The sequence below is a fragment of the Rouxiella aceris genome (assembly GCF_012933545.1).
In the GTDB taxonomy this organism is placed as follows: domain Bacteria; phylum Pseudomonadota; class Gammaproteobacteria; order Enterobacterales; family Enterobacteriaceae; genus Rouxiella; species Rouxiella aceris.
On the sequence record NZ_JAADJU010000003.1, the window covers coordinates 238,913 to 261,497 of the forward strand.

General features: G+C 52.0%; 22 protein-coding genes and 2 pseudogenes. 21 read left to right on the forward strand and 3 right to left on the reverse strand.

The features are described 5' to 3' along the window. Positions 1 to 7: 7 nt before the first annotated feature. From GW590_RS07100 to GW590_RS07150, 10 genes and pseudogenes are all read left to right on the forward strand, one after another. Positions 8 to 382, forward strand: a complete 375-nt coding sequence (locus GW590_RS07100; protein ID WP_169402314.1) for a type VI secretion system domain-containing protein — start codon at positions 8 to 10, stop codon at positions 380 to 382. Between the two features lie 289 nt (positions 383 to 671). After that, positions 672 to 1,937 (forward strand): PAAR domain-containing protein, encoded by a 1,266-nt coding sequence (locus GW590_RS07105; RefSeq protein ID WP_169402315.1) that lies wholly within the window; start codon positions 672 to 674, stop codon positions 1,935 to 1,937. Next, the gene (locus GW590_RS07110) at positions 1,938 to 2,378 is read left to right on the forward strand and encodes a hypothetical protein (RefSeq protein WP_169402316.1); all 441 of its coding nucleotides are present in this window, start codon (positions 1,938 to 1,940) and stop codon (positions 2,376 to 2,378) included. A gap of 647 nt (positions 2,379 to 3,025) precedes the next feature. Further along, a complete protein-coding gene (tssF, locus tag GW590_RS07115; RefSeq protein WP_169402317.1) occupies positions 3,026 to 4,780 on the forward strand; it encodes a type VI secretion system baseplate subunit TssF in 1,755 nt (584 codons plus the stop codon). Continuing rightward, positions 4,744 to 5,811, forward strand: a complete 1,068-nt coding sequence (gene tssG / locus GW590_RS07120) for a type VI secretion system baseplate subunit TssG (protein ID WP_169402318.1) — start codon at positions 4,744 to 4,746, stop codon at positions 5,809 to 5,811. The genes tssF and tssG overlap by 37 nt, the downstream gene beginning before the upstream one ends. Continuing rightward, positions 5,789 to 6,325: a type VI secretion system lipoprotein TssJ gene (tssJ, locus tag GW590_RS07125; protein WP_328803053.1), complete on the forward strand. Its 537-nt coding sequence runs from the start codon at positions 5,789 to 5,791 to the stop codon at positions 6,323 to 6,325. The genes tssG and tssJ overlap by 23 nt, the downstream gene beginning before the upstream one ends. Then, positions 6,322 to 6,777 (forward strand): type VI secretion system baseplate subunit TssE, encoded by a 456-nt coding sequence (gene tssE / locus GW590_RS07130; protein ID WP_169402319.1) that lies wholly within the window; start codon positions 6,322 to 6,324, stop codon positions 6,775 to 6,777. Before tssJ ends, tssE begins: the two co-directional genes overlap by 4 nt. Before the next feature lie 501 nt (positions 6,778 to 7,278). Beyond that, positions 7,279 to 7,713, forward strand: a complete 435-nt coding sequence (locus tag GW590_RS07140) for a copper-binding protein (RefSeq protein ID WP_169402320.1) — start codon at positions 7,279 to 7,281, stop codon at positions 7,711 to 7,713. 174 nt (positions 7,714 to 7,887) lie between these two features. Continuing rightward, positions 7,888 to 7,995: pseudogene (locus tag GW590_RS07145) on the forward strand (transposase); the annotation flags it as partial. 335 nt (positions 7,996 to 8,330) lie between these two features. Continuing rightward, positions 8,331 to 8,501 carry a hypothetical protein gene (locus GW590_RS07150; protein WP_169402322.1) on the forward strand — a complete coding sequence of 57 codons (171 nt, stop codon included), beginning with the start codon at positions 8,331 to 8,333 and terminating at the stop codon, positions 8,499 to 8,501. Here the strand turns inward: GW590_RS07150 and GW590_RS07155 are convergent. The 3 genes and pseudogenes from GW590_RS07155 to ychF form a co-directional block, all read right to left on the reverse strand. After that, the gene (locus tag GW590_RS07155; RefSeq protein ID WP_169402323.1) at positions 8,498 to 9,115 is read right to left on the reverse strand and encodes a Fic/DOC family protein; all 618 of its coding nucleotides are present in this window, start codon (positions 9,113 to 9,115) and stop codon (positions 8,498 to 8,500) included. The genes GW590_RS07150 and GW590_RS07155 overlap by 4 nt on opposite strands. 165 nt (positions 9,116 to 9,280) lie before the next feature. Beyond that, positions 9,281 to 10,071 (reverse strand): annotated as a pseudogene (locus tag GW590_RS07160) (tyrosine-type recombinase/integrase); the annotation flags it as partial. A 102-nt stretch (positions 10,072 to 10,173) separates the two neighbouring features. After that, positions 10,174 to 11,265, reverse strand: coding sequence for a redox-regulated ATPase YchF (gene ychF / locus GW590_RS07165; RefSeq protein WP_169402324.1), 1,092 nt, complete (start codon positions 11,263 to 11,265; stop codon positions 10,174 to 10,176). Between the two features lie 347 nt (positions 11,266 to 11,612). Between ychF and nifH the strand changes: the two genes are divergently transcribed. From nifH to nifS, 11 genes are all read left to right on the forward strand, one after another. Next, complete coding sequence (gene nifH, locus GW590_RS07170) at positions 11,613 to 12,488, forward strand: nitrogenase iron protein (protein WP_169402325.1); 876 nt, start codon at positions 11,613 to 11,615, stop codon at positions 12,486 to 12,488. 74 nt (positions 12,489 to 12,562) lie between these two features. Further along, positions 12,563 to 14,011, forward strand: coding sequence for a nitrogenase molybdenum-iron protein alpha chain (gene nifD, locus GW590_RS07175; protein ID WP_169402326.1), 1,449 nt, complete (start codon positions 12,563 to 12,565; stop codon positions 14,009 to 14,011). 56 nt (positions 14,012 to 14,067) lie between these two features. Continuing rightward, a complete protein-coding gene (gene nifK, locus GW590_RS07180) occupies positions 14,068 to 15,636 on the forward strand; it encodes a nitrogenase molybdenum-iron protein subunit beta (RefSeq protein ID WP_169402327.1) in 1,569 nt (522 codons plus the stop codon). Positions 15,637 to 15,682: 46 nt separating this feature from the next. Then, positions 15,683 to 15,898 (forward strand): putative nitrogen fixation protein NifT, encoded by a 216-nt coding sequence (gene nifT / locus GW590_RS07185; RefSeq protein WP_169402328.1) that lies wholly within the window; start codon positions 15,683 to 15,685, stop codon positions 15,896 to 15,898. A 14-nt stretch (positions 15,899 to 15,912) separates the two neighbouring features. Next, on the forward strand, positions 15,913 to 16,581 hold the full coding sequence (locus tag GW590_RS07190) for a NifB/NifX family molybdenum-iron cluster-binding protein (protein WP_169402329.1): 669 nt from the start codon (positions 15,913 to 15,915) through the stop codon (positions 16,579 to 16,581). Positions 16,582 to 16,749: 168 nt separating this feature from the next. Further along, entirely contained in the window at positions 16,750 to 18,123 is a 1,374-nt protein-coding gene (gene nifE / locus GW590_RS07195; protein WP_169402330.1) for a nitrogenase iron-molybdenum cofactor biosynthesis protein NifE, read from the forward strand. 51 nt (positions 18,124 to 18,174) lie between these two features. Next, positions 18,175 to 19,560 carry a nitrogenase iron-molybdenum cofactor biosynthesis protein NifN gene (nifN, locus tag GW590_RS07200; RefSeq protein ID WP_169402331.1) on the forward strand — a complete coding sequence of 462 codons (1,386 nt, stop codon included), beginning with the start codon at positions 18,175 to 18,177 and terminating at the stop codon, positions 19,558 to 19,560. After that, a complete protein-coding gene (locus GW590_RS07205) occupies positions 19,547 to 20,011 on the forward strand; it encodes a NifB/NifX family molybdenum-iron cluster-binding protein (RefSeq protein WP_169402332.1) in 465 nt (154 codons plus the stop codon). The genes nifN and GW590_RS07205 overlap by 14 nt, the downstream gene beginning before the upstream one ends. Before the next feature lie 161 nt (positions 20,012 to 20,172). Continuing rightward, positions 20,173 to 20,511, forward strand: a complete 339-nt coding sequence (locus tag GW590_RS07210; RefSeq protein ID WP_169402333.1) for a hypothetical protein — start codon at positions 20,173 to 20,175, stop codon at positions 20,509 to 20,511. A gap of 13 nt (positions 20,512 to 20,524) precedes the next feature. Further along, positions 20,525 to 21,349 (forward strand): Fe-S cluster assembly protein NifU, encoded by an 825-nt coding sequence (gene nifU / locus GW590_RS07215; protein WP_169402334.1) that lies wholly within the window; start codon positions 20,525 to 20,527, stop codon positions 21,347 to 21,349. Between the two features lie 29 nt (positions 21,350 to 21,378). After that, complete coding sequence (nifS, locus tag GW590_RS07220; RefSeq protein ID WP_169402335.1) at positions 21,379 to 22,584, forward strand: cysteine desulfurase NifS; 1,206 nt, start codon at positions 21,379 to 21,381, stop codon at positions 22,582 to 22,584. The last annotated feature ends 1 nt before the right edge of the window (position 22,585 follow it).

The following is a 22,585-nucleotide window of genomic DNA, read 5'->3' on the forward strand; positions in this document are numbered from 1 at the left end:
ATCATCTGTGGCTCGATTTGCAATGGTACGAGTGGGAAGCACACTGACCCGCAGTAATAAAGAAAGCTGCCTGGCAACAATTATCCAGCAGGATCGCAATGCGCTGTTGATACGTTTGCCGGGGCTGGAAACGCTGACCTTCGCCGACGGCACACCGTTTGCCGATGACGTTACGCTCAACTGGATCGCTTTGCGTGTCACTGGCGGCGGGTCTTATCATGAGCCAGCAACGATGGTTAACAACAGCCAGTCTGAAAGCGATGTGTTGGCACTGGAAACTGAAGTACTGGAAAAAACAGATGCAGAAGGTGTGGATGCTACTGGCTGCAACTGCGGCCAGGTGTCAGCAGTGCTCGCGATTAATGGTTATTGCGCCTGTTAATGGCGCATGTGTGAACAGTTTGATCGCAACGATATGGCGCTGCATTTGCCGGGCGAATTGAATGTACAGGTTTATGGGCTGACGTTACCGCAATGGTCGCCAGACTTAATGTTCGAAGTGTGTGCGCGCAGGCTCAAACTGCTGTGAGTGAAAGCTGTACGGGGCGAAAGTGGCAGAGTGCGCTTGCAACCGGAAATAGACGCGCTGTTATCAGGATTGATCAATATCGACCCTACCCGTGCCGCCGCGTTATGCGGCTGAGTTAAAACAAACATTCAGGGAGTGAAATATGGCAACAGGTTTTTATCTGGTGCAGGGAGACAAAACCACCTGCGGTGGTCGAATCATTGAAGGTGCGACTGACCATACAATATTTGGCAAAGCGGCAGCGCGGGAGAAAGATCGGGTTCTTTGCGGTAAACATCCCGGCACTTTTCTTATTGCGGGTGGCATCGTTAGTGACACCATTCATGGCCGCCGCATGGCCGGCACGTTGGATAGCGAAAGCACCTGTCCTTGCAAGGCGAAGTTTATTCCTTCGATGTTGCAGGATACTTATGAGAAAGCAAGTAGAGGTTCAGCCGCGGCTAGCAAATCTTCAGCTTCAAATCCTGTAGCGCGGCCGTTGCCAGCTTATTTAACAGGCGAAAAACCACCTTCTGGATTTGTGCCTGATTATCCAGTTCTGAGAAATACTTACAGATTACCAGACAATGCATTGAGAGAAATGTTAGAGGCCAATAGGCATGATTATATGCTTCTAACGCTTGACGAATGTATTGAAATAATTTCTTCTTGGGATTTTTATAAAAACACATGGGTAGACATTACAACCAGTAAGGTTGGAGGTGTAGCAAAACTATATGCGACGAATATAGGTGACATTATTAGTGCATCAAAAGTTGTCAGCCAGCTTGGTAGTATGGGTATTAAGTGTTCCGTATACATTAACCACAAAGGTACCGAGTTAATTAAATTAACCGGGTATCCAGGGATCCGTAAAATACTTAACGCTCCTGTTTTTTCACTTAAAAACCCTCAAATTATAAAGTTTGGAATTGGCAAATATGGCTTGCAGAATTCCATAAAGAGCGGGGCAATTGTAGGTTTGGTTTATGTTTCAGTAGTGAATACTATTGATTTTATTCTGAATGATGAAGTTACCCTCTCAAAATTCATTGGTACGTTGGCAACTGATTTCGTTAAAGTTGGAATATCATCTGCGGTTGTTTTCGGAGTGGGCATACCTGCGAATATGTTTATACCATTTGTCATTGGGCCTATCGTCGTTGTCGTTGCTGCAGGACTAGGAACCGCAATGATACTAAATTATCTCGATGACAAATATGGGGTAACGAGCAAAATTACTTTATATATTGAATCTGCACAGCAAGAGTTTGTGCTTAAAGCCAGGGAAATAGATAAAGGCTTATTGGATCTTGGTGCAATGTATGCAGATGGTATGTTAAAAAGAGGAAGAGAAGTTCTAGAATTAGAGATTAAACGATACATTAGAAATCAATTGGATGAAATTGGAATTAGGAATTGGATGTAAATGTTAAAACACAAATCTCTTACAATTAAAGACCGTGCAGTATTGTTGTTTTTGAATGTTTTGATGTTTTTTTTGATGTTGGCTTTTGTATATGTTGGCGTTGATTCCATTAAAACATACTTATCATACCCCAACAGAATTGAGTATTCGTCAATACAAGTTGGCTTTGTGTTTTCTTTTGTTGTTATTGCCCCCTTGTTTTTATTAGGTTTGCCAGTAATATTCAAAGGGGAAAAAATGAATGAAAGACTAACTCAATTTTTTTGCAAGGTCATGTTGTTTGGTTTACTTCTTGTGATCAGTAGTGGTCTTATGTTTCGCGTTTATTATATTAATGAGATTGAATCAAGAGGCTATATTGAATGCCCAGCCAAACTAATAGGGGCGTTCTCGGGTTTGACAACCCAATATGCTACAAGCGAGGTTTATTGTAAGCGCTAATTATTGATAGTGATCCATTCTGTGCTATTAATAAGTTACCAAGTTAATATAACGTATTTAAGTGAGGGTGTAAAAAATAGAATGCTGAGAATGGCTTTTAGTGTTTCGTAAAAGTTAGTTGATAACGATATGTTGAAAAAAGCAAGGTAGTTATCGAGTATTAAGTTTTAAAGGTATTTAAGGAACGCCCTCAATATTGTTTGTTTTCATATATGATGTAACTTTAAATAAATAGTGTCATTACGTATTCTGTATGTCTGAGTTTTATGAGTAGAAGGTTTATACCTTAATTTTAGACTCAACTTCAAGTGTTTTTACACTGGTTTTTATAAGTGTACATTTCAAGAAATAAACAATCTATATAAGCTTGGGTGGCTTGAATTATGAATAAATTTATTATAATAATTTAATTTTTATTGTCTGGTATTTAGGTGAGCGGTACCTACAGCCAACCTAAAATTTAGGACATAAAATTTTATTATCATCCCAGAAAAGGGCATCTATGTTACTACGATCATTCTTAAGAAAAATAAGGTCCAGATTCGGCCAGGGAGGGCTATCTTCAGTTATAAACACTTAAATCTCGCATCAGAATAATTTTTAAATTCTGAAATTATTAATCAACGTACTTTAAAAATAATACAATTATGGACGATTTAACCCTGCGTTATTACGACGCTGAAATGCGCTACCTGCAGGAAGCCGGCGAAGAATTCGCCCGCGCGCACCCTGAGCAGGCAGCGATGCTCAATCTCGACAAAGCCGGTGCGCGCGATCCCTACGTTGAACGCCTGTTCGAAGGCTTTGCCTTTATGGTTGGGCGGCTGCGAGAAAAACTCGACGATGACCTGCCGGAACTCACCGAAGGGCTGGTGAGCCTGCTGTGGCCGCACTATTTGCGCACCATTCCGTCTATGTCGGTGGTGGAGTTCACGCCCGACTGGCGCGAGATGAAGGAGCCGATGCGGTTGGCGCGCGGCTTTGAAGTGATATCGCGTCCGGTGGGCGAGAAAGCCACTCGTTGTCGCTACACCACCACGCGCGACGTACAGGTGCTGCCGCTGGCGCTGGGATCGGCAAAGTTAACCACTGATGCTGCCGGACGTTCGGTGATCCGCCTGCGCTTTAACGCTGGTGCGCTGGCTGACTGGAGCCGCATCGATGTCAGGTGCATTCCACTGTATCTCAACGCCGATGCGCCGCTGGCCTGCGCGCTACACGAGGCGCTGACGCTCAACGTTGCCAGCATGGCGCTGCGTCTGCCAGGCGAAACTGACAGCCGCCGCTTTGACGGGCACTTCAGCGCGCAGGGCTTCAGTCAGGAAGATCGGTTGTGGCCGGGCGACGAAGGCAGTTTCAGCGGTTATCAGCTGCTGCTGGAATACTTTACCTTCCGCGAGAAGTTTATGGCGGTGAACCTGCATGGGCTTGAGCAGGTGGCGCTGCCCGTGTCGCTGCCGTGGTTTGAACTCGACGTGGTGTTGGCGCAGCGCTGGGAGCATGATTTCCAGTTCAGCGAAAAGCATCTGCGCCTCAACGCCGTGCCGGTGATTAACCTGTTCGCGATGGAGTCTGATCCACTGATGATCAACGGGTTGCAAACCGAATACCTGCTGCGCCCGATGCGCATGCAGGACGGTCATACCGAAATCTATTCGGTGGATTCGGTGGTCTCCTCGAAAAATCAGCCTTACGTGCCGTTCAGCAGTTTTCGCCACAAAGGCGGCATGCTGCGTCATGAAGCGCCGGAGTATTACTTCCACACGCGCGTGCGTCGCGGGCCGTCGGGGCTGCATGAAACCTGGATGATCCTCGGCGGCGAGGCGTTTGATAATCACAGCCTGCCAGAAAACGAAAGCCTGTCGGTGAGCGTCACCGGTACCAACGGCCAGTTGCCGCGCCTTGCGTTGCAGAGCACGCTGCTGGATACCACCGTCAGCAGCACCGACGTGGCGATTCAGGTACGCAACCTGTGCGCGCCGACGCTGCCGTGCTATCCGCCCAATCGCGACCGCTTCCACTGGCGAGTGCTGAGCCATCTCGGCTCGAGTTTCCTGTGGATGATGGATAACGCCGAGGTGCTACGCGGCACGCTGGCACTGTACGACTGGACACACAGCGAGATGAACCGCCGCCGCCTGGAAGCTATCCAGCACGTCTGCCACAAAGAGACCGAACGTTTTGAGCAGGGCTATCTGCTACGCGGTGTGCAGATTGAAATCACCCTCGACAGCAGCGGCTTTGCCGGCAGCGGCGATATCTGTCTGTTTGGCGAAATGCTCAGCCGCTTCTTCGCGCTGTACACCGATATCCACCTGTTTAACCGCCTGATTTTAATCCTGCAACCGACCGGAGAGCGCCTTGTATGGGAAGAGAAGCACAATCGCCGCGTTTCCGGCTGACGCCCCGCCTGGAGCAGGAGCTGACGCGGCTAAACTTTTACCGGTTCTGTCAGCTGATAGAGCATCAGCATAAGGATAAGCCGCCGCTTGGCAGCACCAGCAAGCCAGAAAATGATGCGGTACGTCTGCTGCCGCATCCCGGTATGGGATTCCCGGCGGGCGAGCTGAAGGCGTTTGAGTACAGCGAAACCGATGCCGAGGCGCCGCCAGTGGTGCGTACCACCTTTCTCGGCTTATACGGCGTTGATTCGCCGCTGCCCGGCAGCTATATCGATGATATCACCCAGCACGATGAAGGACATGAAGTGCTACAGGGCTTTCTCGATATTTTTAACCACCGCATCCTGACGCAGTTTTACCGCATCTGGCGCAAATACTCCTATCCGGCAACTTTCGAGGCGGGCGGCGGCGATACCACGTCGCAGTCGCTGCTGGGTCTGGTTGGGCTTGGCATTCCCGGCACCGGTAAGCATGTCGCCACGCCGGTGTCGCGTTTCCTGGCGCTGCTCGGCGTGATGCGCCAGCCGGGGCGCACCGAAGAAGGTATTCGCGCGCTGGTGCGTTTGCTCGCGCCCAATACCTCGGTCAGCGTGCAGCCGCACTGCCTGCGGCCGGTGCCGGTCAGCAACCCGCTGGGCTGCGAATTCGTGCTGGACGGCAATGCGCCGCTTGGCGATGAGGCGATGGACGCCAACAGTCAACTGCTGATTGAGCTACAAACCGCCTGCCCGGATGAAGCCACGCGCTGGCTGCCGGACAGTCAGCTGTATCAGGATTTTCTGGTGATGCTGCGCGTGTATCTCGGCTGGCGCTATCGCGCGCGCATCCGGCTGTGTCTGGAGACACAGTTGCTGGCCCCGCCGGAACTCGGCGATGCGCCGTTCTGGCTCGGCATGACCGGCGTACTTGGTGCGGATAGCGCAATCCATGATATCCCCAAAACTTTTACCACCGAACTGGGCTGCTATTCAGGCATGAGCCCGGCTAATCCCTGCGAGGAGCAACGACGTGTCAGTTACCACTTTGATTAGAATTATGATGTGCAGCGCGTTTGTGCTGCTCAGCGGTTGCGGTTTGCAGCAGAAAGTCGGCAACGGCACCACATCGACATTTGATGCGATTTTCTATAAGCAGATTCAAACCCTGCATCTGGACTTTACCGCGCGTGAAAGCCTCAACAGCGACAGCCGCGAACACAATCCGCTGTCGCAGCCGGTGATGGTGCGTGTGTTCCAGCTACGCGAACGCAAAGCCTTTGACGGCGCGGTGTATCAGCAACTGACCGGCGATGCGGCGAATGTGCTCAAGTCCGAACTGATGGCCGATCGTGATGTGGTGCTCACGCCGGGTGGTGATGTTTCCCTGAATATGCCGATGGAAAAAGAGGCGCAGTTTGTCGCGGTGGTGGCGCTGTTCCAGCAACCAGATATGACCAAAAACAACTGGCGAGTAGTGCTGGAACGCAACCAACTCGATCCCGATAAAGCGCGAGTAATCGAACTCAGCAGCCACAGCCTGCGCCTGATTGAAGTACCCAAATCATGAGTGATTTCAACTATCAACCGTCGCTGTATGAATTGCTGAAAAGCAGCTTTGCGGGTGGGCTGGAGCTGGGTCGCGTCAAAGAGCAGGACCAGGTGATCCTGTCGGTACTGGATAACATGCAGCGCATCCTCAATACCCGTGCCGGTTCACTGTCTCATATCCCCGATTATGGTTTGCCAGACATGACGCGCATTTTGCAGGGCATGCCCGGCACTGCGCAACAGCTGCTGTGTATACATTCCGAAGTGCTGCTGAAATATGAGCCGCGCCTGAAGCGTATTGATGTGATTCTGCTGGAGCAAAAAATGCCAGGTGAACTGCGCTATGCGATTGACGCCGAGCTGAAAGAGATCGGCTTAGTACGCTTCGGTACCGAATTTATGCCGGAAGGGCGCGTAATGATCCGCCATATGAAACAGCAGCAGTATTTGGATGCGCGCGCCGCACTTTGATCTTTTTTTTGAAATGACGTCATCTCAACCTCGCTTGGTCAAAACCGGCGGCGATCCCTCTGCGTTCGCCTAATATGCCGCGCTGCGCGAGGAGATGTAGAAGCTGACGCACCCGGCGCGTCGTTTTTAATCAGTATGTTATTCAGGTGCAGATAGCGTGTTTTAATCCCTGTGTTACCGGTTACTTCAACAAAGTACCTCATCGTGTTGTTATATTCGGCCTTTGTGACTTTTCCGCCATTATTCTGAATTTACCCGTTTTTCTTTCAAGCAGTATTTTTAATGATTCATTTTTTTAATGCATTCAGTTCGTTATTACAGGTGACAGAAATGTAATCATTCAGTCACGCATTAAACAGAGGTCACGCTTTATAATTCATCATAAATCAGGAATGCAGTGAGAAAAAATTTCACTTGAACTCTTGAATATATCAAACAGTCCTTATTATTCACATTAACGCATCGATGATATGTGTTAATTATTTCGCCGGAGAACAAATTATGAAAAAAATCCTTATATCACTTGCTGCTGTTATGGTCTTTGCTTCGTCTTCCTGGGCCGCTGAAACGACTAACATACATGAACAGGTAAATAATGCCCAGGCTCCAACCCATCAGATGCAATCTTCTTCTGAAAAAAGCAACATCCAGGGGGACAGTATGAAAATGATGGACATGAATGAACATGAGCAAGCTGTCGTGTCGCATGAAATGATGAAAAATAATAAATCAGCCGCACATCAGGGCATGGCCGGAATGCATAAGAAAATGTTGAAAACCAAACCAGCCACGACCACCGATACTACTAAGCCATTCTCTGATATGAATGAACATGAGAAAGCGGCTGTTGCGCATCAGAGTACAAATAATGGGAAATCCTCTAATGCACATCAACAACAAGCTGAAGAGCACAGTAGTCAGGTACCTCAGAATTAACCCACAACTCCACTTGTTAAACCCTCACTTGACGTCAATTTTACTGGCTCACGCTCCTCAAAAGGGGGCGTTTTTTTTAATAACTAAATCGTAATGTAAGCATCCCTGCAAACCGGCCTATTCATTTTTAGAGATCTTCTGACATACTGATTCTGTCTTCCTAAGGAGATCGCCATGCGTAAAGTCCGATTCACCGAGCACCAGATCATTATTGCCGTTCTGGAGTCTGTCGAAGCCGGACGCACCGTCAGGGATGTCTGCCGTGACGTATTTTTGAAGGATAATAATATGCGAAAAAAATAGAGCCGGCTTTTACAAAAATTGAATTGTTGACAAAAGAAAATCAGCAACTCACCACACTACGCAACATGCTCATCCCTCTACTTATGAACGGACAGGTTACGGTAAAATAATACCCAGCGTGTTTTTCGAGGCGCATTCCGGACCCGAATAGCGCCTCGTTTGCCGCAACAAAACTGCTTTGCATCCTTTATCCTAAGGTGTCCCAGGTAGTTCGCTTATGCTCATTAACAAGGCATTGAGTGAATTCGCCTGGAAATTTTGGTATAATGTTTGTTCGATGAATGTCCTCCCAGATTCTGCTTTCAGGAGTAACAATGAGCAACACCAAAAAAACTCAGGCAAGCTACGCTAAGCCCTCTCGTGCTGACATTGTTCGCTCAGTGGTGACATCTACGGCTGTCGAAACAGGGCAGTCCTCTGCGAAGATCGAAGCTTCCCTTGAAGCCACGCGCAAAAAATTCTCCCATTTACGTCTTGCGGTTTAATCCCTTCTTAATGCTTCACTGACCCAATGTTTCATCGGCTCGTAGTCCATTGACATACCTGCGTGAATAGCCGAGATATACTGGGTTTTGTTCTGCTCCCAGCTTTGATAATCCAGCGGTTTGCATCCAGCCTGAACCGCCATCACATCGGCTAATAGCCGCGACAAACGCCCATTTCCTTCTCTGAAAGGATGGATGAGTATTAGCTCCACATGGGTTATTGCGATAGCTTCAGTCAACTGTTCTTTGCTCATCTCCGTACATGGTGTGTAGCGGGCGAGATATTTCACATCGAAATCGTTCAGCAGTTTGGGCACTTGTGCTGAGGGGGCAAACATAAAGCCGCCTTTGCTGATATTGACCGTCCTTTCCTGTCCTGCCCATTCATAGATGTTGCCTAACCAGCGATGGTGCCAGCTTTTCAGCATTTCAACGGTGAGTTGCCCTAGCGGAAAGTGTTCTTCAAAAACAGATTGATAGAGCTGCTCTAGTAGCACCAGTTCGGCATCATCGATTTCGTCAGCATCGGCAATCCCAAGTTTATTAGCCAAAACCTGTTCGCCAGAATCTTTCTCATACTGGCCTTCGCTGCTGGAAACATGGTATCGGTTCATGAGTACGCTCGGGAATGGTGACTGGTGGAAATGAAAGTATAACTTTCAGCGAGAGACGCAACAATACTCTTAAAATCAGGTGGTTATAAAAGTGTAGGCTGAAACGTAGTTTTTTCTTATTTTATTGAAATAATTTTTATTTATCAGCATGAACACACCAATGCATCATTGTTTACGAAGCATCAACACTAATGTGAGTGCGTACCCCCCATCAAGCTTATCTGCCCATTCCTGCATCATCACTTCACGCTCAGCAAGATAAGTTGCATGGTTGTAAGTGCGGCGAACATTGTTGGTATCCGCGTGCGCAAGCTGAGCTTCAATAGCATCAGGTCGATAGCCCATTTCGTTTAAACGCGTACTTCCTGTAGTTCTGGTAGCATGGGGACTATAAATGCCACTCCATCCGAGGCTTTTAAGTAGCTGGCGCAGCGAGTGCGATGTCATTGGACCTAGCGGATTGTCTCTGCGCGGGAAAAGGTGCTGCCGATGCCCGGTTAGTCCCTGTAGTGTTCTGAGCATTATGACTGCTTGAAAGGGGAGAGAAATAACGTGTTCTCTTCGGGCTTTCATCCGCGCTGCCGGAATGGACCTCAGGGCGTTATCAAGATCGAATTCTGCCCATTCCGCTTAGGTGGCTTCTGCAGGACGCGCTAATGTCCACCACATAAGCCACATGCAATAGTTAACCTGGTTGAGCCACAACTATTGTCAAAACAGCTTAATAACTTTCCGATTTGCTGTGGATTCAATGCCTGTTTGTGCTGTGTCTGACCGGCCGGAAGGGCCTTGCGCACAGGCCAGACAGGATCACTATCAGCTCTAAGCGTTGCCACTGCCAACTCGAAAACGGATGAAACAGTGCGGCGGGCTTCAGCGGCAACAGACGGTGCTCCTCGTTTAGCAGTTTCCTGAAGAATTTAAAGAACCTGGTGTGGGGTGATCTCTCTGATGGGAGCTTACCGATTAAAACAAAAATCCACGCGGTTGCGTGGATTTTATGGGGTTTGTCAGTCTTTATGCGATTCAGTGACATCTCATAAGACAGCAGCAGCGAATCAGACGTTGAACAAAAAGTTCATCACATCGCCATCTTTAACCACATACTCTTTGCCTTCTGAGCGCATCTTGCCGGCTTCTTTTGCCCCTTGCTCACCTTTAAAGGTAATAAAGTCTTCGTAGGCGATGGTCTGGGCGCGGATAAAACCTTTCTCAAAGTCAGTATGGATCTTACCGGCGGCCTGCGGTGCGGTAGCGCCAACAGGGATGGTCCAGGCGCGGACTTCTTTAACCCCGGCGGTGAAGTAGGTTTGCAGATTCAGCAGCTCATAACCGGCGCGGATCACGCGGTTCAGACCGGGTTCTTCAATACCCAACTCAGCCATAAACTCTTCGCGATCGCCATCGTCGAGTTCGGCGATATCCGATTCAACCGCGGCACAAACGGCAACAACCACTGAACCTTCGGCTTCGGCAATCGCGCGAACCTGGTCAAGGTACGGGTTATTTTCAAAACCGTCTTCGTTAACGTTGGCGATATACATGGTCGGTTTCAGCGTCAGGAAGCTCAGGTAGCGGATTGCCGCTTTGTCTTCTTCGCTCAAATTCAGCGCGCGCAGCATACCAGCCTGTTCCAGCTGTGGCAGGCATTTTTCCAGAGCTTCAAGCTCGGCTTTTGCGTCTTTATCGCCGCCTTTGGCTTTTTTCTGCACACGATGAATGGCGCGTTCACAGGTTTCGAGATCTGACAGGGCCAGCTCGGTGTTGATCACCTCGATATCATCAACCGGATCGACTTTGTTGTTTACGTGGATGATGTTGTCGTTTTCAAAACAACGTACCACGTGGCCGATGGCTTCGGTTTCACGGATATTGGTCAGAAACTGGTTACCCAGGCCTTCGCCTTTCGACGCGCCTTTTACCAGACCGGCGATATCAACAAATTCCATGGTAGTAGGCAGAATACGCTGCGGTTTAACGATCTCGGCCAGCTTGTCGAGGCGCGGATCAGGCATTGGGACCACACCTGTATTAGGCTCAATGGTGCAGAACGGGAAGTTTGCTGCTTCGATACCCGCTTTGGTCAGCGCATTGAACAGTGTTGATTTACCGACGTTCGGCAGGCCCACGATACCGCATTTGAATCCCATGTTTTATCTCACCTTAATATCTTGATAATCAGTCAGTTAAAGATATCTGCCTGATGTAATGACCATAATTCCGCTCATTATACACAAAATGCAGCTTTTTCTCGATCCGCTTATACAGCACGTGGCAGGTGGCCTGTTGCTGTCGCGAGTTGGCATACGGTCGCTGTTGGCCGTCGTGTTGTTGTTTGTTTTACAACAATCTGTACGCGGATTGTTCTCTCTGCCTCTAATTTTGGCGCGGCAAATAATTAAAATAACATATTATTCAATAGGATAGTAATTCTGGCATCCTGGTACAAAGCCTGCACTTACCAAGGAGTCAACTGACACTACCAGGAGAGAAAACGATGGCAATGCGTCAATGTGCAATCTACGGCAAGGGGGGGATTGGTAAATCTACCACCACTCAAAACCTTGTCGCGGCTCTGGCCGAAATGAACAAGAAAGTGATGATTGTCGGCTGCGATCCCAAGGCTGACTCAACCAGGTTGATTCTGCATGCCAAAGCGCAGAACACCATTATGGAAATGGCTGCAGAAGTCGGTTCGGTGGAAGACCTCGAACTGGAAGATGTGATGCAAATCGGCTACGGCGGCGTGCGCTGTGCAGAATCAGGCGGCCCGGAGCCAGGCGTCGGCTGTGCCGGTCGCGGGGTGATCACCGCCATTAACTTCCTCGAAGAGGAAGGGGCCTATGTTCCGGATCTGGACTTTGTCTTTTACGACGTCTTGGGTGACGTTGTCTGTGGCGGTTTCGCCATGCCAATCCGCGAAAATAAAGCGCAAGAGATCTATATCGTCTGCTCTGGCGAAATGATGGCGATGTATGCCGCCAACAATATTTCCAAGGGCATTGTGAAATACGCCAAGTCCGGCAAGGTGCGACTGGCCGGGTTGATTTGTAACTCGCGGCAGACCGATCGTGAAGACGAGTTGATTATTGCGCTGGCCGAAAAACTGGGCACGCAGATGATCCACTTTGTACCTCGCGACAATATCGTACAGCGCGCCGAAATTCGTCGTATGACGGTGATTGAATATGATCCGACTTGCGCCCAGGCCGATCAGTACCGTGCCCTGGCCAACAAGATTGTCAACAACACCAAAATGGTGGTTCCGACCCCAGTGACCATGGACGAACTCGAAGCCTTGTTAATGGAGTTCGGCATTATGGAAGAAGAAGATCTGACCATTGTCGGCCGCACTGCCGCCGAAGAGGTCTGAGTTCTGTGCAATAACCCCAGAGATGCACAGACCTTCGGGTGTGTGCACCTTTTCAGGCAAGCAGTGGAGTCGTTATGACCAGTGAAACACGTGAACGCAATGAGGCGCTGATCCAGGAAGTGCTGGAGATATTCCCGGAAAAAGCGCGCAAAGATCGTCAGAAACATATGATGGTCACCGATCCGGAAATGGAATCGGTGGGCAAATGTATTGTCTCCAACCGCAAGTCGCAGCCCGGCGTAATGACGGTGCGTGGCTGTGCCTATGCCGGTTCGAAAGGGGTGGTATTTGGGCCGATCAAGGATATGGCGCATATCTCCCACGGGCCTATCGGCTGCGGGCAATATTCCCGTGCCGGTCGCCGTAACTACTATACCGGCTGGAGCGGTATCAATAGCTTTGGCACCCTGAACTTTACCAGTGACTTTCAGGAACGCGACATTGTGTTTGGCGGGGATAAAAAACTCGACAAACTGATCGACGAACTGGAGATGCTGTTCCCGTTAACCAAGGGGATTTCGGTGCAGTCCGAATGTCCGGTAGGGCTGATTGGTGACGATATTTCGGCGGTGGCCAAGGCCAGCAGCGCCAAAATTGGTAAACCTGTGGTACCGGTGCGTTGCGAAGGTTTTCGCGGCGTATCACAGTCTCTCGGCCACCATATCGCCAACGATGTGATCCGCGACTGGGTGCTGGATAACCGCGAAGGGGACAGTTTTGCCACTACTCCCTATGACGTCGCCATTATCGGTGACTATAACATCGGCGGTGATGCCTGGGCGTCACGCATTCTGCTCGAAGAAATGGGGCTGCGCGTCGTGGCACAGTGGTCCGGTGACGGTACGCTGGTAGAGATGGAGAACACGCCGAAAGTGGCGCTCAATCTGGTGCACTGTTACCGCTCAATGAACTATATCTCCCGCCATATGGAAGAGAAACACGGTATTCCGTGGATGGAGTACAACTTCTTCGGCCCAACCAAAATCGCCGAGTCACTGCGCAAAATTGCCGAACGCTTTGATGAAACCATCCAGAAAAATGCCGAAGCGGTGATCGAGCGTTATCAGCAGCAGACCCAGGCGGTGATCGATAAATACCGTCCGCGTCTGGAAGGCAAAAAAGTGCTGCTGTACCTCGGTGGTCTGCGCCCGCGCCATATTATTGGTGCCTACGAAGACCTGGGGATGGAGATCATCGGTACTGGCTACGAATTTGGTCATAACGACGATTTTGATCGCACGTTGCCGATGCTGAAAGAGGGCACCTTACTGTTTGACGATCTCAGCAGCTATGAGCTGGAAGCCTTTGTCAAAGCGCTGAAACCGGATCTGGTCGGCTCAGGCATCAAGGAAAAATATATTTTCCAGAAAATGGGTGTGCCGTTCCGCCAGATGCACTCCTGGGATTATTCCGGTCCTTATCATGGCTATGACGGTTTTGGCATTTTTGCCCGCGATATGGATATGACGCTGAACAATCCAGGCTGGAACCAACTGACCGCCCCTTGGTTAAAAACGGCCTGAGTCGGCCCGCAGATATTCCGCCAGTCCACCGATTTGTGGCGCGGAAGGAGAATACGATGAGTCAAGATCTTCAAGCCCCGACCCCCTGCTATCCGCTGTTTGAGCAGGATGAATACCAGACCATGTTCAGCAATAAACGCGCGCTGGAAGAAGCCCATGATGAGGCTAAAGTCCGCGAAGTGTTTGCCTGGACCACTACGCAAGAATATCAGGATCTCAACTTTAAGCGTGAAGCGCTGACTGTCGATCCGGCCAAAGCCTGCCAGCCTTTAGGGGCAGTGTTGTGCGCACTGGGCTTTGCCAAAACCTTGCCTTATGTCCATGGTTCACAAGGCTGCGTGGCCTATTTTCGCACCTATTTTAACCGCCACTTTAAAGAACCTATTGCCTGCGTCTCCGACTCAATGACCGAAGACGCCGCGGTGTTTGGCGGCAACAACAATATGAATATCGGTCTGGAAAATGCCAGCGCCTTGTATAAGCCGGAAATTATTGCCGTTTCTACCACCTGTATGGCCGAAGTTATCGGCGACGATTTACGGGCCTTTATCGGTAACGCGCAAAAAGACGGCTTTGTAGATGCCAATATGCCGATCCCTTATGCCCATACGCCGAGCTTTCTGGGCAGCCATGTTACCGGCTGGGACAATATGTTTGAGGGCTTTGCCCGCACCTTTACCAGCGATGCCAAGCGCACCTACCAGGTGGGCAGTCTGCAAAAACTGAACGTGGTCACTGGCTTTGAAACCTATCTCGGTAACTACCGGGTGATCCGCCGCATGATGGATCAGATGGGGGTGGAATGCAGTCTGCTGTCGGATCCGTCAGAAGTGCTGGATACCCCGTCAGACGGCCACTATCGCATGTATGCCGGTGGCACTACCCAGCAGGAGATGATCGAGGCACCCAATGCTATCGATACCCTGTTATTGCAGCCGTGGCAGTTGCAGAAAACCAAAAAAGTGGTGCAGGAAAACTGGCATCAGCCCGCCACGCCGCTAAATGTGCCGATCGGTCTGGCGGCAACCGACGCCTTGCTGATGGCCATTAGCGAACTGACCGGCAAACCTATTGCCGATGCGCTGACGCTGGAACGCGGTCGGCTGGTGGATATGATGCTCGATTCACACACCTGGCTGCACGGCAAGCGTTTTGGCCTGTATGGCGACCCGGATTTTGTGTTGGGGATGACTGCCTTTTTGCTGGAACTGGGGGCGGAGCCGATCACTGTACTTAGCCATAACGGCAACAAGCGCTGGCAAAAGGCGATGAAGAAAATGTTGGCCGACTCGCCATACGGTCAGGAGAGCGAAGTTTACGTCAACTGCGATCTGTGGCATTTCCGTTCGCTGATGTTTACCCGTAAACCGGACTTTATGATTGGCAACTCCTACGGCAAATTTATCCAGCGTGACACCCTGGCCAAGGGCGAACAGTTTGAAGTGCCGTTGATCCGCATCGGTTTTCCGATTTTCGATCGCCATCATTTGCATCGTCAAACCACCTGGGGCTATGAAGGGGCAATGAGCATTCTGACGCAGTTGGTGAACGCGGTGCTGGAACAACTGGATCGCGAAACCATGAAATTGGGTAAAACCGATTACAACTTCGATCTTATTCGCTAACCCGTTCCCGGCGTGGTCAACACGCCGGGATTAACCGGAGCTGCTTATGCCGATGGTCATTTTTCGCCTGCGAGACAACAGTCTTTATTGTTATATCGCCAAACAGGATTTGGAAGCCAAAGTGCTGGAGCTGGAACATAACCTGCCGGAATGCTGGGGCGGGCGCATCAGTCTCGAAGGCGGCAAAGCCTATTATATTGCGCCACAGCCTGCCATTCCGCGCTTTCCTGTCAGCCTGCGTGCCACTCGTTCAGAATACTGAAAGGAGTAAATGTGATGTCAAAAGACGATCTGCTGTTTTGGCGCCTGTTTGCGGTAATGCAACTGTTGCCCGAGATGTCGCCGCCGGAAGTGCTGGCCTGGCTTAACCAGGGCCAGGAGCAACAGGCGATAGGGCTGTCGCGACTGCAATCTCTCAGCCTGCAACAGCTACAGGCCAGTTTTCCTGGCGATACCCAGTTGATGACGCTGCACCGCTGGCAGGCGCTGATGGGCTGCTTGCAGGGTGAGCTGCCGCCGCATCTGACCCCGTTGACCAACCGTCAGCAGCCGCAGCAGCTGCGGGTCGCCTTCTGCTCACAGGATGGCCTGACGGTTAACGGCCATTTTGGTCAATCGCGCTTGTTCTTTATTTATGCCTTTGATGCCAGCGGTGCCTATTTGATGGCGATGCGACGTACCCCCGAAATCCTCGCCGGCGAGGAGGCCAATGAGGTGCGCGCCATGTTGGTTAATGATTGCCATCTGCTGTTTTGCGAAACTATTGGCGGACCGGCTGCGGCGCGGGTGATCCGCCATAATATCCATCCGGTAAAAGTACTGCCCGGTGTCAGCATTAATGCCCAACTGGCAGCGCTGCAACGGATGCTCAGCGAACATATGCCCCCCTGGCTGGCCCGTCGGTTAGGGAAAGATAATCCGCTGGAAAACCGTCTGTTCAGTTAATCTCCCCGGCGGGGCGCGCCCTGTGCCCCGTCCTTGATTGTCACCCCTGCGCCAATTGTCTCCTTTGTTATAAAAACGACAAAAAAATCTCCTTATAAATCATCATCTAAAATATGGCCTGTCCCTTGCAACTTCTCCCTTGATACTTAATGTCATGACGAGGTTGCGATGAAGGCTAAAGAGATACTGGCCCTGTTTCAGGAGCCAGCCTGTGAGCATAACCATAAGCAGAAATCAGGTTGCAGCGTCCCCAAACCGGGTGCCACGGTGGGCGGCTGCGCCTTTGACGGCGCGCAAATCGCCTTGCTGCCGGTGGCCGATGTGGCGCATCTGGTACATGGCCCGATTGGTTGTACCGGCAGCTCCTGGGATAACCGTGGCAGCCGCAGTTCCGGTCCTGCCATCAACCGCATGGGATTTACCACCGATCTCAATGAACAGGATGTGATTATGGGCCGCGGCGAGCGCCGGCTGTTCCATGCCGTGCAGCATATTGTCAGCCGCTATCATCCGGCGGCGGTGTTTATTTACAACACCTGCGTACCGGCGATGGAAGGCGACGACGTCGAAGCCGTGTGTCGCGCCGCCTCGGTGGCCGCTGGCGTGCCGGTGATCTCGGTGGATGCCGCCGGGTTTTACGGCAGCAAGAATCTCGGTAACCGTATTGCCGGTGAAGTCATGCTCAAGCAGGTGATTGGTCAACGCGAGCCGGCCCCCTGGCCGCAGGACTCGGCAATTCCCGTGGCGCACCGGCATAACATCAGCTTGATTGGCGAATTTAATATCGCCGGTGAGTTCTGGCAGGTGTTGCCGCTGCTCGATGAGCTGGGGATCCGCGTGCTGTGCAGCCTGTCGGGAGATGCCCGCTTCGCCGAGATCCAGACTATGCACCGCGCCGAAGCCAGCATGCTGGTCTGCTCGCGGGCATTGATCAATGTTGCCCGCCAAATGGAACAGCGCTATCAGATCCCGTGGTTTGAAGGCAGCTTCTATGGACTGCGATCGATGGCAGACTCACTGCGCGCGCTGGCGGCATTGCTGAAGGACGAAGATTTGCAGCAGCGCACCGAACAGCTGATTGCGCGGGAAGAGCTGGCGATCAATCAGCAACTGGCACCCTACCGCGCCAGGTTAAAGGGCCGCAAGGCGCTGCTCTATACCGGTGGGGTGAAATCCTGGTCGATCGTCTCGGCATTACAAGATTTGGGGATGACAGTCGTCGCTACCGGCACGCGAAAATCCACTGAAGAGGACAAACAGCGCATTCGTGAATTGATGGGCGAAGAGGTGCTGATGCTGGACGAAGGCAATGCCCGCACGCTGCTCGATACCCTCTATCGCTTTGGTGCCGACATTATGATCGCCGGTGGCCGCAATATGTACACCGCCTATAAGGCCCGACTGCCGTTTCTGGATATCAACCAGGAGCGTGAGCACGCCTTTGCCGGTTATCCGGGCCTGCTTAATCTGGCGCAGCAATTGTGTTTGACCATGGAAAGCCCGATCTGGTCACAGGTGACCGCCCAGGCCCCCTGGCGTTAAACGTATTTTATCGCTGATACCCGTTGCTTGACCTTTTATCGGAGACTCTTTATGGCTCAAATTGTGCGTAACACCAAACCCCTTGCCACTGCACCGATCAAAAGTGGACAACCGCTGGGGGCGATCCTCGCCAGTCAGGGGCTGGATAGCTGTATTCCTCTGGTGCACGGTGCCCAGGGATGTAGTGCCTTTGCCAAAGTGTTTTTTATTCAGCATTTTCATGAGCCTGTCCCGCTGCAGTCTACGGCGATGGAGTCAACCACCACCATTATGGGGGCCGATGGCAATATCCGCACGGCGCTGACCACCCTATGTCAGCGCAGCAGCCCAAAAGCCATTGTTATCCTCAGTACCGGCCTGTCAGAAGCCCAGGGCAGTGATTTGACGCAGGCACTGCGCGAGTTTCGGGAACTGGAGCCGCGCTTTCAGCATATCGCCATTGTTACCGTCAATACCCCGGACTTTTACGGGTCGCTGGAAAACGGCTACAGCGCGCTGCTGGAAAGCGTGATCGTACAATGGATGCCAGAACAGCCACCGACCGGTATGCGCAATAAACGGGTCAACCTGCTGCTCAGTCATCTGCTGACGCCGGGAGATCTGGAACTGCTGCGCAGCTACGTTGAGGCTTTTGGTCTGCAACCGGTGATCTTGCCGGATTTGTCGTTATCCCTCGACGGCCATCTGGCCAACGGCGATTTCCATCCGGTAACCCAGGGGGGCACCTCGGTGCGCATGATTGAACAGATGGGACAGAGTCTGAGCACCATTACCGTTGGCCGCTCTCTTAACTGCGCCGCCAGCCTGATGGCCATGCGCAGTCGCGGCCTGTCGCTAAACCTGCCGCATCTGATGACCCTCGAACAGGTCGATAGCCTGGTGCAGCATCTGCAACAGATATCCGGCCGTGAAGTGCCCGCCTGGATCGAACGTCAGCGCGGGCAACTGCTCGATGCAATGATCGACTGCCATACCTGGCTGCAATCACAGCGTATTGCGCTGGCCGCCGAGGGCGATCTGCTGGTGGCCTGGTGTGATTTTGCCCACAGCCAGGGCATGGTGGTTGGACCGGTGATCGCCCCGGTAAACCAGCCTTCGCTGGCCGGATTGCCAGTGGAGCAAGTGATTATTGGCGACCTCGAAGACTTGCAGACTCAGCTCGATAAACAACCGGTAGCGCTGCTGGTGGCCAATTCTCACGCTGCCAGCCTGGCCGAGAACAACCATATTGCCCTGGTGCGTGCCGGTTTCCCGCTGTTCGATCGGCTGGGTGAGTTTCGCCGCCAGCGCCAGGGTTATGCCGGTATGCGCGATACCCTGTTTGAGCTGGCCAATCTGATGCAGCAACAGCATCACCTGCTGGCGGCCTACCACTCGCCCCTTAAGCAGGCATTTAATGTGGATTTGTTAATGGAGGCGGACCATGACCTCTGCTAATCGCTATCTCAATACCGTCAGTACTACCGCCTGGCCAATGCAGGTGGCTTTTGCCAGCTCGGATTATCATCACGTCGATCAACATTTTGGTGCCACGCCGCGGCTGGTGGTCTATGGCGTCAAGCAGGAGCAGGTACAACTGCTGCGGGTGGCGGAATTCAGCGTCGAATCCGGTCATATCGAAGAGAAGATCGCCTGTCGCATGGCGGCGTTGGAAGACTGCGTCACCCTGTATTGCGTCGCCATTGGTGAAGCAGTATTTCGCCAACTGTTACAGATTGGCGTGCGGGCGGTGAAAGTGCCGGAAGACACCGATATCGCCCAATTATTAAAACAGACGCAGCAACACTGGTCGGCGGCGGAGCGCCAGGTTACGCATCGCCGCCGCGATCCGCGGCGTTTTGAACAAATGCTGGCGGAACCGCAGTGGCAGGAGGATGACGCGGAGTAGCGGGAGGCCTCTTGTGTCATCTGTATGACAAACCTGACAAATAGCGCGACATTCAGCGCCGTGTTTTGCCCGTCATTTAGTGCTAAGTGGTTGAGATTTAGAAAATAATGTGACTGGCATCACATTTGCTCTGTTATTGCTACCTGAACAGGAGCGACATCATGCTGGTTATCGACACCCTGGTTTTTGAACGACTGCTGCAGTTGCAGCGACAACTGCTGCCGGACGGCGGCGGACTGCGGCTGACCCTGGCGGGCGATGCCTGCAGTGGCTTTCGGGTCGGACTGCATTGGAGTGCCAACTGGCAGCCAGCGGATCATATCGAAGTGCTGAAGGGTCTGCGGTTGTTGGCCGATGCCCGCCATTGGCCGGTATTACAGCAGGCGACCTTGTCCGCCGGGGAGCAGGATCAATGCAGCGGTATCCGGGTGTTTTTACCGGTAGCCGACTGTGATTGCGCCAGCCAGCAATGTGCATCATCACCCGAAAACGCTAAATAATGGGGTTAAAGATATGTGGAATTATTCTGAGAAAGTGAAAGAACATTTTTTTAATCCGCGCAACGCCAAAGTGGTGGCGCAGGCCAACGCGGTGGGCGATGTCGGATCGCTCAGTTGCGGCGATGCCTTGCGTTTAATGCTTAAAGTGGATCCGGAAACAGAAATTATTCTCGATGCCGGTTTTCAGACTTTTGGCTGTGGCAGTGCCATTGCCTCCTCTTCTGCGCTCACCGAACTGATTATCGGTCGCAGCCTGACCCAGGCGCAGCAGGTGAGCAATCAACAAATCGCCGACTATCTCGATGGTCTGCCGCCGGAAAAAATGCACTGTTCGGTGATGGGACAGGAGGCGCTGCGGGCGGCTATCGCCCATTACCGCGGTGAAGCGCCGGATGAAGATCATGAAGAGGGCGCGCTGATCTGCAAATGCTTTGCCGTCGATGAGGCGCAAATTCGCCGTGCGGTAGTGGCCAATGGCTTAACCACGCTGGAAGAGGTGATCAACTACACCAAAGCCGGCGGCGGCTGTACCTCCTGTCACGAGAAAATTGAATTGGCCCTGATGCAGATCCTTAAGGACCACCCGCCCCAGGTTGCCCGGCCAGAGCAGATCAAAGATGAAAACTGGCTGGCGGTAGAAGAAGTGGTGGCCTCATTGCGGCCGCATATCAAAGCCGACGGCGGCGATATGACCCTGGTGCGGGTAGAAGGCCAGCAGGTGACGGTCGAGCTTTCCGGTAGTTGCAGCGGTTGCATGATGACCGATATGACGCTGGCGTGGTTACAGCAAAAGCTGGTGGAACGTATGGGTCGTTACATGCTGGTGGTCACCGCCTGAATCAGCCATGGGTTAATAAGGAACAGACAATGAAAAATGTTTATCTGGATAATAATGCCACCACCCGCATCGACCCGATGGTGCTGGAGGCGATGATGCCCTATCTGCGCGATTTTTACGGCAATCCGTCGTCAATTCATGATTTTGGTCAGCCAAGCCGCGACGGTCTGGAACGTGCCCGTGAGCAGGTGGCCAGTCTGCTTGGTGCGGCCCATACCAGCGAAATTATCTTCACCTCCTGCGCCACCGAAGCCACCTCCACAGCGATCTATTCGGCCATTGCCCTGGCGCCGGAGCGCCGCGAAATCATTGTCTCGGCAGTGGAACACCCGGCGACGCTGGCAGTGTGTGAACATCTTGAGCGCCAGGGCTATCTGATCCACCGCATTGGCGTCAGCACAGAAGGGGCGCTGGATAAAGAGCAGTTTATCGCCGCCCTTAGCGACCGGGTGGCGCTGGTGTCGATGATGTGGGGCAATAACGAAACCGGCGTGCTGTTTCCGGTGGCGGAGCTTGCCGCCCTGGCCCATGCGCAGGGGATTTTGTTTCACTGCGATGCGGTGCAGGTGGTCGGCAAAATTCCGCTCTCATTGCGTGCTACAGAGATCGATATGCTCTCCTGTTCGGCGCATAAAATTCATGGTCCCAAAGGTTGCGGCTGCCTCTATCTGCGGCGTAATACCCGTTTTCGGCCGTTGATCCGCGGCGGTCATCAGGAGCGCGGACGCCGCGCCGGTACCGAAAATATTGCCGGTATTGTTGGCATGGGAGCCGCCTGCGAACTGGCCGATGTGCATTTGCCGATGATGTCCTCGGTGCAGGCCCTGCGCGACCAGTTGGAAAGCGGTCTGCTAAGCAGCATTCCCCATGCCCTGTTAATGGGAGCCAACCAGCCGCGCACACCCAATACCCTTAATATCGCTTTTGAATTTATCGAAGGCGAAGCCATTCTGCTGTTGCTCAATCACTGCGGCATTGCTGCGTCGAGCGGTAGCGCCTGTACTTCGGGGTCGCTGGAACCTTCCCATGTGATGCGAGCGATGAATATCCCTTATACCGCAGCGCACGGCAGTATCCGCTTCTCGTTATCGCGCTTTACCCGTGAGCGGGAAATCGACTGGGTCGTGCAACAAATGCCTGCGATTGTTGCCCGTTTGCGCACCTTGTCGCCTTACTGGCAGCAAGATAAACCGCAAATCGGCGAGGGCACCCTGTTTGCCCCCACCTACGGTTGAC